11 protein-coding genes and 1 pseudogene are annotated in these 13,113 nt (G+C 35.1%); 5 read left to right on the top strand and 7 right to left on the bottom strand.

Going from position 1 to position 13,113, the window contains the following annotated elements; genetic code table 11:
• Nucleotides 1-145 precede the first annotated feature (145 nt).
• Nucleotides 146-709 (top strand): hypothetical protein, encoded by a 564-nt coding sequence (locus MKY81_RS08265; RefSeq protein ID WP_341117497.1) that lies wholly within the window; start codon nucleotides 146-148, stop codon nucleotides 707-709.
• A 146-nt stretch (nucleotides 710-855) separates the two neighbouring features.
• Nucleotides 856-2,412 (top strand): ABC-F family ATP-binding cassette domain-containing protein, encoded by a 1,557-nt coding sequence (locus tag MKY81_RS08260; protein WP_341117496.1) that lies wholly within the window; start codon nucleotides 856-858, stop codon nucleotides 2,410-2,412.
• 266 nt (nucleotides 2,413-2,678) lie between these two features.
• On the opposite strand, the gene MKY81_RS08255 is transcribed toward MKY81_RS08260, so the two are convergent.
• The 4 genes from MKY81_RS08255 to MKY81_RS08240 all read right to left on the bottom strand — a co-directional run bounded on the left by MKY81_RS08255 (nucleotide 2,679) and on the right by MKY81_RS08240 (nucleotide 6,960).
• The gene (locus MKY81_RS08255; RefSeq protein WP_341117494.1) at nucleotides 2,679-3,818 is read right to left on the bottom strand and encodes a DEAD/DEAH box helicase; all 1,140 of its coding nucleotides are present in this window, start codon (nucleotides 3,816-3,818) and stop codon (nucleotides 2,679-2,681) included.
• 132 nt (nucleotides 3,819-3,950) lie between these two features.
• Nucleotides 3,951-4,616, bottom strand: a complete 666-nt coding sequence (locus MKY81_RS08250; protein WP_341117492.1) for a DUF2642 domain-containing protein — start codon at nucleotides 4,614-4,616, stop codon at nucleotides 3,951-3,953.
• 86 nt (nucleotides 4,617-4,702) lie between these two features.
• Nucleotides 4,703-5,662: a DUF2642 domain-containing protein gene (locus MKY81_RS08245; RefSeq protein WP_341117490.1), complete on the bottom strand. Its 960-nt coding sequence runs from the start codon at nucleotides 5,660-5,662 to the stop codon at nucleotides 4,703-4,705.
• 206 nt (nucleotides 5,663-5,868) lie between these two features.
• Entirely contained in the window at nucleotides 5,869-6,960 is a 1,092-nt protein-coding gene (locus MKY81_RS08240; RefSeq protein ID WP_341118755.1) for a CotH kinase family protein, read from the bottom strand.
• 296 nt (nucleotides 6,961-7,256) lie between these two features.
• Here MKY81_RS08240 and MKY81_RS21110 point away from each other — a divergent pair.
• Nucleotides 7,257-7,328 (top strand): annotated as a pseudogene (locus MKY81_RS21110) (CotG/ExsB N-terminal domain-containing protein); the annotation flags it as partial.
• Between the two features lie 172 nt (nucleotides 7,329-7,500).
• Here MKY81_RS21110 and MKY81_RS08235 read toward each other — a convergent pair.
• Nucleotides 7,501-7,797 (bottom strand): hypothetical protein, encoded by a 297-nt coding sequence (locus tag MKY81_RS08235; protein ID WP_341117489.1) that lies wholly within the window; start codon nucleotides 7,795-7,797, stop codon nucleotides 7,501-7,503.
• Nucleotides 7,798-7,922: 125 nt separating this feature from the next.
• A complete protein-coding gene (locus tag MKY81_RS08230) occupies nucleotides 7,923-8,030 on the bottom strand; it encodes an IS3 family transposase (RefSeq protein WP_445663925.1) in 108 nt (35 codons plus the stop codon).
• Nucleotides 8,031-8,506: 476 nt separating this feature from the next.
• Between MKY81_RS08230 and MKY81_RS08225 the strand changes: the two genes are divergently transcribed.
• Nucleotides 8,507-9,862: an arsenic transporter gene (locus MKY81_RS08225; RefSeq protein ID WP_341117487.1), complete on the top strand. Its 1,356-nt coding sequence runs from the start codon at nucleotides 8,507-8,509 to the stop codon at nucleotides 9,860-9,862.
• 245 nt (nucleotides 9,863-10,107) lie between these two features.
• Entirely contained in the window at nucleotides 10,108-10,599 is a 492-nt protein-coding gene (locus tag MKY81_RS08220) for a GNAT family N-acetyltransferase (protein ID WP_108072686.1), read from the top strand.
• Nucleotides 10,600-10,708: 109 nt separating this feature from the next.
• On the opposite strand, the gene helD is transcribed toward MKY81_RS08220, so the two are convergent.
• Nucleotides 10,709-13,003, bottom strand: coding sequence for an RNA polymerase recycling motor HelD (gene helD, locus MKY81_RS08215; RefSeq protein WP_341117483.1), 2,295 nt, complete (start codon nucleotides 13,001-13,003; stop codon nucleotides 10,709-10,711).
• Between the last annotated feature and the right edge of the window lie 110 nt (nucleotides 13,004-13,113).

Here is a 13,113-nt window from a genome sequence, read left to right as displayed (position 1 = left end):
CTTAAAGCCAATTACAACTGTGGTTCGTATGTCAATTGTTCAAGATTAGATAAGATACAAACAAAGGGGAAAAAAATGAACTTTATTCAAAATAAAACACACGCTTCCCTTCCTAAATTATTATTTCCTTTGGGAGGACAATCCTGTGAATCAACGTAAAATCTATTTACTGCTTACCGATACGGGTACAATGTTTACCCGAATGATTAAACTTTTTACTCAGGAGCCTTTAAATCACGCTTCATTAGCTTTAGATGATCAACTCTTTGAGGTATATAGCTTTGGCAGGAAAAAAATACGGAATCCTTTCATCGGGGGTTTTGTAAAAGAAAATATCCGATCAGAACTATTTAAACAAGCCAATTGTGCGATCTATTGCTGTACCGTAACAGATGAACAATATAAAAAAATGCGCAGAAAAATACGGAAAATGGAAATGAATAAACAAAAGTATAAATACAATCTTATCGGTCTAATCGGCGTTCTATTTAAAATAGAAATCGAACGAAAAAATGCTTATTTTTGCTCCCAATTTGTTGCATCCGTTTTAACTGAAACCGGTGTCGTTATGATGAACAAACCAATTGCCTTTGTAAAGCCACATGACTTAAAAGAATTTCCAACATTTGAATTAGTATACGAAGGAAAACTGGATTTCTATTGTTTTCCCGAAGAGATCACTCCCCCACTAATGATGAAATCGATATAGCAATAAAAATGGTGTTTGGTACTTTTCATTGCCTAACACCATTTTTTTCTATCGTTTTAAAAAAAATAATTCTTTCAATTTCATTGGTTAGTTCGCTATAATTTTTATATGTGTGAAAAGAAATTAACTGAAAAAGGTGTATATAGATGAGTATTTTATCAGTGAAAAACCTTAGTCATGGTTTCGGTGACCGTGCAATTTTTAATGATGTATCCTTTCGGTTGTTAAAAGGAGAACATATTGGATTAATCGGTGCCAATGGAGAAGGTAAATCAACATTTATGAATATTATTACCGGCCAGCTGCAGCCCGATGAAGGGAAAGTAGAATGGGCAAAGAAAGTGCGTGTCGGCTATCTTGATCAGCATGCTGTGTTGAGAAAAGGAATGAGCATGCGTGAAGCATTAAAAGGTGCATTTCAATATTTATTTGATCTTGAAACTGAAATGAATGGTCTTTATGAAAAAATGGGTGAGGCAACTCCGGAAGAGCTTGAAAAAATGCTCGAAGATGTCGGTACCATTCAAGATATTTTGACCAATAATGATTTTTACATCATTGATGCGAAAGTAGAAGAGATCGCCCGTGGACTTGGTCTTGATGATGTTGGTCTAGATCGTGATGTCCAAGATTTAAGTGGCGGGCAACGAACAAAAGTATTGCTTGCAAAACTACTATTAGAAAAACCGGATATTTTACTACTGGACGAGCCAACTAACTATTTAGACGAGCAACATATAGAATGGTTAAAACGTTATTTACAAGACTATGAAAATGCGTTTATCCTAATTTCTCACGATATCCCATTCTTAAATAGTGTCATCAATTTGATCTATCATATGGAGAATCAAGAATTAAATCGCTATGTTGGCGACTATGATGATTTCATGAAAGTATATGAAATGAAAAAGCAGCAACTAGAGTCTGCCTATAAGAAACAACAGCAAGAAATCTCTGAATTAAAGGATTTTGTTGCAAGAAACAAAGCAAGAGTATCGACACGTAATATGGCAATGTCTCGTCAGAAAAAGCTTGATAAGATGGATGTTATCGAACTAGCACAGGAGCGGCCTAAACCGGAGTTTCGTTTTAAAGAGGGGCGTACGTCCGGAAAGGTTATTTTTGAAACGAGCGATTTAGTGATCGGATATGATGAGCCTCTTTCCAAGCCATTAAACTTGCGCATGGAACGCGGGCAGAAGATTGCGTTGGTCGGCGCAAATGGTATCGGAAAAACGACGTTATTAAAAAGTATTTTAGGTGAAATTAATCCTTTATTGGGTTCAGTTCAACGCGGTGATTATTTGCTTACGGGGTATTTTGAACAAGAGGTCAAGCAATCCAATTATAATACATGTATTGAAGAAGTATGGCAGGAATTCCCTTCATTCACTCAATACGAAGTGCGTGCAGCCCTTGCAAAATGCGGCTTGACGACGAAACATATCGAAAGCAAAGTCGAAGTACTTAGTGGTGGAGAAAAAGCTAAAGTACGCTTATGTAAACTAATTAATAATGAAACAAACATATTGGTCCTTGATGAGCCTACCAACCACCTTGACGTTGATGCAAAAGACGAGTTAAAACGCGCCTTACAAGCCTATAAAGGCAGCGTCCTCATCATCTGCCACGAACCGGAATTTTATGAAGATGTAGCAACAGAAGTTTGGAATTGCGAAAACTGGACGACAAAGGTGTTTTGATTTGTAAACAACTAAAAGAGGCGATCTCAAATCTTTCCTTGAGATCGCCTCTTTCCACTTTATTTTAAATCAAAATCACCGAAACCTGTTCTTACTTTAAGCTTAATTGTTCCTGACCCTATCTTCCCAATAATTCGATGCTCCGACTTGTCAGTATAATTTGCCCCAGAAACACTAACATCTCCCTCACCAGAGCCTCCTTCATAGTCAATGATAATAATCTACACTACTGATTAAAAAAAATTAGACAGTTACTGCCTAATTTTTCACTTTCTTTCATCAACAATGTTACCCGCATATAAATATTTTTGTTTCACAGGTACATGAAGTTCACGACAATATTGTTTTAATGTTCTTTCTTCCCTCGGTGTTACGATGGATATGACGGTACCCGAATTAGCTCCAAGTCGTCCCGTTCTTCCCGAACGATGCGTATATTGTGAAACATTTTCCGGTAAATCGAAATGAATCACAAACGGAAGATTGGCAATATCTAGGCCTCTTGCAGCTACCTCTGTCGTTAATAATAAGGAATCCTTCCCGCTTTGCAATTGAGAAATCGCTTTTGCTCTTGCTTCTTTTTTCAAGTCACTATGTAACTCACCAACAGCATGTCCTTTATACTTCATTTTCTCTGCAAGAACCGAAAGTTTACCTATATCATTTAAAAAGACAAGGGCCTGCATCGATTCGATTCGGCTCAATTTACTCAATACCTCGATTTTTTCCCTATCTTCACAAACAATATAGATATGTTCAACTTTACCTTCATTTTCGGACCTAGTAACCTGAATAATTTCTGCTTGTTTCATCAGCTTTTGTGCGGTAAGAATGGTGTGTTCCTGAAGCGTTGCTGAGAATAAAAGAAGTTGGCGATCACTTAAAGATGATTTAATAATTCCTTTAATTGTTGGCATATACTCGTGAGTTAGTAATTGATCTCCCTCATCAAGCACTATCGTCTTTACCTCGTGCATTTTCACCTTTTTTTGCTTAATTAATTCAAAAACCCTTCCTGGTGTTCCAACAATAATTTGTGGTCGTTTTTTTAACTTTTCCAATTGACGTTTTACATTCGCTCCGCCAATAAAAGAAGCTGCCTGAATAGCACTGCCTTTCGACCATGTTTGGATTTCCTGAAGGATTTGCATCACCAATTCCCTTGAAGGGGCTATGATCACTTGTTGGATGTTTTTATTTTCTTCATTGATTCTTTGAAGGAGAGGGAGGACATATGCTAACGTTTTTCCTGTTCCTGTCGGTGAACCGGCAATAATATCTTTTCCTTGCACTATAAGTTCCGCTGTCTTTTCTTGAATTGAAGTCGGTTGTTCAAATCCGGCTGCTTCCCACGCCTCTTGAAGATGGGGTTTTAATGTTGATAAAAACGGCCAATTACTTGTCATATTTTTCTCCTTAAACGTATTATTTCTATTTTTACACTTTATCATACACTACCCACTATTTACATGACAAATAAGCAAGTTGACCATCTTCAGAAAAACCAATGAGATATTGATCTCATTGGTTTTTCTTTTCTATGGCAGGTGAACCGTTTTTAAATGCCCAAATTTCCAAATAACTGCTTGGCCATTAGCGAGTATTAACTCAATCATATTATTGGATACATTTTTCAATAAACCTATTTTCTCGGGATTATCGCCTAAATCTAGTACGACTAATTGACCTTCATATTTTTTCAATTGTTCTTCAAATGATCTTGCGAGTGGAATACTTGCTGGTACAATAGGAAGCTCTTTATTTCCTAATGTGTATGGAGTTAATTGATGTGAATAAGGGGTAAACCATTTTAAGTGCTGCATTGAAATAAATATCGTTTTATACACTGGTGAATAAAAGACAAGATAATCGTTTAACACACTAGTTATATAACCATGAATTGAACGATTTCCAGTTACAAATAGCTCGATGAATTGACCTTTCGCATGATTTAGCGTTTTTCGATAGGATATTGGTTCTGTTTCATTAAATAGTAGAAAAGTTTCAGGAGGTTCGGATTCAATTTCTTTCAAGGCTCTCTCTTTCATTTGATGGACATGTAATAGCGGTATATATAAATACCGTGTTCCATCGAAAATAACAATTATATCTAATCCTACATCAATAAGAATACCCGACAAAATCGTTTTTCCAGAAATCTCTAACTCAATTTCACTATTGATAAAACTTTTCATTCCATTCATCCCAAATCCTCCTTTCAAAAACGTATTGGGGGCATTACAAAATCAATGCTCCCCCATTTTGTATTTAATATGATTTATTGATAGAGTTATCTTGTTTTCCATGTATAATCAATAGACTTAACTACCTTTTCTCTGCTCCGTCTCGTTTCGTTTCTCCTACTCGTTCTTCTCTCTCCTGATGAACGTCTACTTCTTCTAGATGTTCTTGACCATTCTGTTCTCCTATCAGATGAACTCGATGTAATTACTTGATCACTAGAGGTTAATACATTTTCCTCACTACTCGACTCCTCTTGTTTGTTATCATTCTTGTTTTCATTGTTTTCTTGTTTTAAAGCTCCCTTTGGTCCGACACTGATACTCCTCACGTGAAATGGATGAATACGAAATACTTCTTGATTATTTATTAGTGTATAATATCCGTCTGTATTTTCGACAAGAATTCCTTCTAACGCTTCTGGGCCATTTCGATTGATCGAAACCCAGCTATGTGTCATATGCATGAATAACTGATTAAAACTTGTTTTCCTTAGGAACTCTGGTTGAACTGCCGTGTTTTCGATATTCTCTTTATTATCCATATTTTTTTGAGCGTTTTTGACACTTTTTATATGATGGATATTATAATAAACAATTCCATCATCATTTGTTTGTAAAACTAAATAATCATTAATGACCTCTAGTAACAATCCATTTTTTGCATCAGGACCACCTTGGTTAATTTGAATCGTATTATTTCTAAAATGATTCATTAAACTTACAAAGTTTTCAGCATGTAAATAATCTACTTCCTCTTCCTGATTAGCATTCATATTGATTGAATTTGCCTTTGAATCCTCTGTAATGCTTTTAATATGAGATGCTTGATAATAAATAACGGTGTTTTCTGAGTAAAGCACGATATAATCAGGTTTTACATCAATAAGTCTTCCTGTCTTAGACTCTGGTCCCCCTCGATAGATGGTCACATTTTTTCCTTTTAATGAATATGGTAGCAACTGAAAAGACCGAGGACGATTTTGATAGTTCATTTTGCTTTTTCCCATTTTAATCCTCCTTATTTTTAGCTAGCTGTTATTACACTCAATTAGCGAATGTAAAACTATTAAAACGGTGATTATCCGCTACTGATACAGCTCCCTTGCTTTTTTCCTTTTTATCCATAATGGTAATTTATACACTATATATACGTGCCTTAGTAATTTTGGAAACCGGATAAATAACCATTTGTTAAAACTTCAACTCCAGCCTATTAATCTAATTTATAAAGGTTAGCTGTAAGATAATTTTTTCTTAATTCTATAAATCGATAAATATAATTTGGCTCAGTTTCAAACCTTTCCAAATGTACTTTTTTATAAGGATCTTTCTTTATCCCCGGTCTAATTAATGTGTATAATTGTTCAACCTGTGGTTTAATAAAATCGATGGTAAATTGGTGTTCAAGTATCTCCTTCAGAATAGTTTGATACCTTTTTCTATAGGTTTTCACACTAAGAAGTCGAGCAGTTAAAGTATTATAACCATTTATCCGAACATAATCTTCGGACATTTCCCTGCCGTTTACATCTCTTCCCCATGTTGCATCATAATCCCACGGAATCATTTCAAATAATCCCGTTTCACCATTGCGATACAATGCATAGTTGTGAACGAAACCATCATAATTTTGGGTCAAAACAACACCCGCAAGCCATCGTAAATATTTTTCAACATCAACATAACGGTGAATTTCCTTTTCAAATTCTTCTTTCAGAAGTGTATTAACTTTGAATATCATTTCTTGCAAATATTGATCATCTTGATTTGTACCACATTTTCTTTCGTATCCTAGTTCCAACGACTTTTTCGTTTCTTTATCTAAATCACTTACTAAAGAAAAGTTTGCATCACCATCTACCGCATAATAAATTGGACCATTCGGAAGATTTCTTCGCTGCAAGAAATTTTCATCTACCGATTCCAATTCCAAATAGACTCCTTCTGATCTCCCATTTAATAAAAGAAAGATATGTTTTGATTGGGGAGCAAGAACACCAATACTTTCAAAAAAATCTAATGAAAGCTTGTTTCTTATTAATGATGGATCTTTATATTCAGCATTCAAATGAATTTCTTTGCTCCCTTTATAATGACTCGGTTTATAGAAGGAAACATGGTATGACTTTTTCTTAAATTTTCTTATATGTGATCCACGAAAGACGACATCGATATCGAACTTTCTTTTGTTAATCGTTAATGTCCCAGGTACTGGCTCATCATTCCATAAATCTTTTTTCAAATCGATGATATCTGATGGATGAATGTACATTTGATAATTTAATAGACTCTTATCATTCATAATTTTATCTCCTTTCTCTTTACTTATTCGTATGATAAATAATGATGAATGACACATAAGGCATCTATCTATTTTTTTCAAATTGCACATATATCACATAACCATTTCAACTTGTTTACGTACGATATAGCAGTGAAGGGCATTAACCAAAATTGAATGTCTTTCAATTTAGGCTTTGTAATTAACTCGGTTGTTACCAATCAAGTCTCTTTGTATGCATTTTCTCTTATACATGCATCATAGGTAGATTGATCATCTATTCCTTGCAAAGCCTCTAATTAATAAAGGAGGATCATAAGATGAGCTATACAAACGATGATATTCAAAGGGCAGTAGAGAGTGCACATATGGCCGGTTTAAGCGAATTTATGCACCAAGACCCAGGCTCCGAGCGCAGAAATCGAAATACGTCGCGCCGAAGGACATCACGTCGTAGCACTTCAAACAGACGGAGGTCTCGTCGTCATCTATCGTGTACTTGTAGGGTTCGTAGAAGTTCCGACCGTCGTTCCAGCCGTCGGCGCAATACCTCTCGTAGACGTTCTAGACATCGCTCCAGCCGTCGGCGTAATACTTCACGCAGACGTTCCGGACGTCGTTCCAGCCGTCGACGCAATACTTCGCGCAGACGTTCCGGACGTCGTTCCAGCCGTCGGCGCAAAACTTCACGCAGACGTTCTGGACGTCGCTCCAGTCGTCGACGCAATACTTCGCGCAGACGTTCCGGACGTCGTTCCAGCCGTCGGCGTACTTCATGCAGACGTTCCGGACGTCGCTCCAGCCGTCGGCGTACTTCACGTAGACGTTCACAGCCAAGAAGAACATCCCGACGCCGAACATCACGCAGAAAGAATGAATTTAGAAATGTAAACACTGTGTGGCGCGATGGAAATATGTGGTCTCTTACATTATCCAATGAAGAATAAAGAATAGGGAACCCTTGTAAAAGATAATTTTTAAAAATTCTAAGCTGCTTTAAGAGGATGATCTCTGTATTGTACAGGGGTCATCTTTTTTAATTTCCATTGTTCTCTGTACTTATTGTAATAGATTATATATTTGCTTAATTTCATGTTTATAGCGGTAAATAATCTTTCTGATCTTTACTACCGTATATAAATGATATCTGTTAATAGAATTTCCCCTGGGATGCCTTGTTTAAATTCGGGATTTAGAAGGTTTGGTATAACACTATGTTCTTGTGTGGTCCTTTTAGTTTTTAGATTGAATCCAATTGCCGCCTGTATATCAAAATGAAACCCTTTTATCATATAGTTATCAAATCCTCAAGTATATTTATCTCTCTTTACCATCTACCCAGACAAAGCCCAAACTTTTTCTAAAAAAATTGAGAAATTGTGTTGACGTGTTGAACAATATGTAGACATATCTCTCGGAGGGGCATTTTTAGTAGAGAGACACCCGTACATTTAAAATAGATTTGGATTAGTATCTATTACCATACTTACAGGGGAGGAATATAGATATAAGTAAACAGACATGCAATGATAAATTCCTTAAATATTTGAAAAGGAGAGAAGGGATTTAGGTGAATTATGACATTATAATAACGAGTTTTGTTTTTCTTATGACAATGTCAATTATATTTTGGAGACCAAAAGGAATTAACGAAGCATGGCCTGCATCAATAGGAGCTTTGATCATATTATTAACCGGGGTTGTGTCTAGGGGGGACATTGAGGATATTATAAGTAAAATAGGTGGTGCTTCGATAACCATTATCGCGACAATTGTTATGGCTGTTATTTTAGAAAGCTTCGGTTTTTTTCACTGGGCTGCCGCAAGACTTGCTGGTTTAGCAAAAGGTTCCGGCTATCGCTTATACTGGTATATTCAATTGCTATGCTTCCTAATGACACTGTTATTTAATAATGATGGAAGTATTTTGATTACAACCCCCATTCTAATCCTTCTACTAAAAAATCTTAGACTAAAACCTCACCAGCAGATCCCTTATCTTTTAAGCGGAGCCTTAATCGCAACTGCTTCGAGTGCACCAATTGGCGTAAGTAATATCGTAAATTTAATTGCTTTAAAAATTGTTCATATGACCTTGTATATGCATACCGCAATGATGTTTATTCCTGCTACATTAGGATTAATATTCATGTCATGGCTGATGTATGTTTTATTAAAGAAGTCGTTACCACCAAAATTGCCAGAGGCTAAATACGATATTGAAAATTTGTTTTTCACCTCCAATTTCCATCCGCTAAAAGGAAGTATCGATGTAAATACGAGTAAGAAGCGTACAAAATTTATGTTAAAAATTTTATTATTTGTTTTTATTATGAGATGTCTACTCTTCGTCGCATCATTTCTTTCCATTCCTATCGAAATTGTAGCGGTATTTGGATCAAGCATTTTACTTATTTGGAGATGGTACTACCTTCGGACAAATCCTGTTGATATTTTGAAGAAAACTCCGTGGCACATTCTGATTTTTGCCTTTTCGATGTATGTAATTATTTACGGTCTCCATAATGCGGGACTTACAGAATTTCTTGTCAATGTTTGTGAACCAATCGTAAATCAAGGATTATTTTACGCTAGTTTTATCATGGGGGGACTCGTATCCATTCTATCAAACTTGTTTAATAATCATCCTGCATTAATGATCGGAACTATCACCTTGACTGAAATGGGACTTGATCCTATCACACTTAAAACGATTTATTTAGCAAATATTATAGGTAGCGATATCGGATCTTTATTACTACCTATAGGCACATTAGCCTCCCTCATTTGGATTCACATTTTACGACAAAATAAAATAAAAATAAAATGGCGTGACTATTTAAATGTTTCATTAATTGTTATCCCATTGTCCACGATTGTCACGTTATTTCTATTATTCTATTGGGTGCAAATGATGTTTGGTTAAAAATACCAAATAATTTTAAAAAATCGATGAAACGTTTTACCTCTATTTGTGGTGACAAATGGAGGTTTTTTATCATCCTTGGCGATTTAAACAAAGGTACTTAGGGTTGTGTATGTTTCAAGTAATCCTGCAACATTAATGAAAATTAGTGTAAATTAAAAGGGACGAGCCTCCCCACTATTCTCTTTTTTATCAATTTCTTTTACAATAATAATGTTAAGTCGTTATTAATAGGAGAGATTCTCATGACTATTGAGTTAAAAGAAGTTCGATTAGAAGAGAAAAGTATTTTAGAAAATATGCTTCATTTTTATCTTGATGACCTTTCTCAATATACAAATCAGCTAAAAGCAAATCAGCTCGGAATTTTTGAATATGATAGTATAGACCTTTTTTTCACAAAATCTAATTTAATCCCATATTTTATCAAGTATGAAGGATTAATAGTAGGATTTCTTTTATTCGTAAAAACAGTTAAAAATGAACACATCGATTATTGTGTAAATGATATATTTATTTTTACTCAATATCGAGAAAGAGGCTTTGCTGGACAAGCAGTCAAAAAATTATTTGTTTCTTATCCAGGTACATATTATGTCGTTCAGCTCGAAAAAAATCAAAAAGCGATTCAATTTTGGAAATCACTTTTTAACGAGTTGCAATTAGAATATACGGAAGAAACTGTTATTGACGGTGGGGAAAGATGCTCTGCGCAAACATTCACCATTTGCCAATAACATTATTTTTTCATTTGTGAGAAAAGGATTGTTACTACAGTCCTCATTTCTTCCAATACCTATCCCACGGTCATAAAGTAAAAAAAGCTGAATCGAAATTCAGCTTAATCTACTCCTCAATTTCCAGCAATTCTGAATCCACCTGATCTAATAGAAAATTCGAGCGATCCTTTCCAAAGAAAGACAAACGATGTAATGGCCGTGTCATGGAAACATATAAAAGTTTAATATCAATTTCATTTTCAAGGAACGAGGCACCAAGCGAACAAACTAACACCGCATCAAATTCGAGCCCCTTTGACAAATGTGAACTAACAATGACGATTTCATCCTTATGAATCTCCTCATTTTCTTTTAAAAATTGGATTGGAAGTTCGGAATGCTTTTTCAATAGCTGAGCTAATTTTTTGCATTCTTCATTTGTTTTTCCAATTAATGCAATTGTTTTTATCCCTTCCTTGTACAATTGGCTAATCTCGTTCTCAATCGATCTTACAGTGTCTTTATCAGAGGAAGTTTGATGAAAAATTGGTTTCTTTCCATGTCTAACAACTGGTTCAACAGTTGGTAAGTCAATAGGAAGGAGACGCAAAATTTGATTGGCAGCATTCATAATCTCGACTGTCGTACGATAACTTTTTTGCAACGTTTTATAACTTGCCCTCGGGAAAATATCATTCTGAACGATATTCCAATCCTTTATTCCCCGGTATGAATGGATTCCTTGTGCCAAATCGCCAACGATCGTAAACATATCTGTTTCTAGTACAGTTTTTAATGCATACAGTTGAAAATAACTATAATCTTGCGCTTCATCTACAACAATATTTTTCACACGTAAATGATTTTCGATTCCAAATAGTTTTCCCTGTAAATAAAGCAAGGAGGCTAAGTCCTCGATTTCATATATCTTTTTTGCATTCAATTTGTTCTGATACTCAATGAAAAAATCGACTTCTGATGGTTTAAGTACATTATGAGCATATTTCATAAATACTTCTTTATTAGTCACAAGTTGCTTGTAATAATAAAATAAATCATGTTTTGGGAGTTTTTTTATGTAAGTAGTAACGGCCGTTCGCACTTCTTTCTTTATATCATTTAGTGCTTCAGCTTTCTTATCTAAAGCTTTTGATACATAGCGACGGCGTTTTTCCGGTTCCGCTTTACTATACAACGCTTTTTCTAGCTTATTATCATAAAAGTTTGTCACTTTCTCAACCATTCGTTTTTTTTCTGTACGAACGTGATTTTGCAATACCCGTTTAATCTTGTCGATACGATGATAATAAGGTAAATACCTGTATTCATATTCGATGAGTTGTCTTAATTTCTTACCACTATATAAGCGAAACTTCGATACGAAAAAATCTTCGGTTGGAAGCAATGTTTTCAATACATCATCTAAGTAACGATCAACGATGTCTCTAAATAGTAATGAACCTTTAAAATCTGAGACCCATTTTACTAATTCTGGATGTTTTATATCCTGGTTTATAAAATGAACGATCTTTTCATCCGGAGGTGTTAATTTTATTTTTTTGCCAATACACAACATGACATAATCAACAAATGTCGTTTGTAGAATATTTTCAACACCAAGTTCCGGAAGAACTTCTGAGATGTAATCAATAAACAAGCGGTTTGGAGCTAAAATCATTAATTGATCGGGCATAAACTTATCAGCAAAAGTATAAATGAAGTAGGAGATACGGTGTAGCGCAATCGTTGTCTTACCACTTCCGGCAGCTCCTTGAACAATAATCGGTTTGTTCAAATCGGCACGGATAATATTATTTTGTTCCTCTTGGATTGTTGAAACAATTTCGGTTAGACGATTACTCGCACTCTCAGATAAGGACATTTGGAGTAATTCATCATTTGTTGTTAAATCAATATCGCGGATTTCTTGAAGTTCACCTTCATCAATAATAAATTGACGCTTTAATGATAAATATCCGTAGTAAGTATCCCCTTCGGATTCATAGGAAACATCCCCTAAACGCCCATCATAGTATAGGTTCGCAATTGGTGATCGCCAGTCGACAATAATTGGTTGCTGTGTTTCTTTATCAAACAATGATACTTTTCCTAAATACAAAATTTCTTCTTTATCGACTTTTTCCTGTAAAAAGTTGATTCTTGCAAAATAGGGCTTCTTTTCAAACTTTTTTAGGCGTTTTAATTCATCTCCAGTCCTCTGAAGTAGATTCGCATTCGTTAGCATGCTCATATAGCTAAAGCTGCTATCTTTAATATCCATTCCTTCCAGCGACTGCTTTAGATTTTCTCTAAATGTTTCTTCACTCGATTCAGATGCTTTAATAACGACATTCATATACTTTTTCGTGAATTCAAGCCTCTCAACCTCTTCTTGAAAATCAGGATGCTCGTTATTTGTCATTACTTAACCTCCTCGTATAATAAGTTTTAGAAATTGCTTTTATTGTTCTTTGATAACTAAATAATTAAGATATTGCTATCTATGATGGAGGCAATGCTGCTCTCTCTTTA

It is taken from the genome of Heyndrickxia sp. FSL W8-0423 (genome assembly GCF_038009395.1).
GTDB classification, from domain to species: Bacteria; Bacillota; Bacilli; order Bacillales; family Bacillaceae_C; genus Heyndrickxia; species Heyndrickxia sporothermodurans.
The sequence above is the reverse complement of the archived record's forward strand: the minus strand, read 5'-3'. Positions and strand labels throughout refer to the sequence as shown.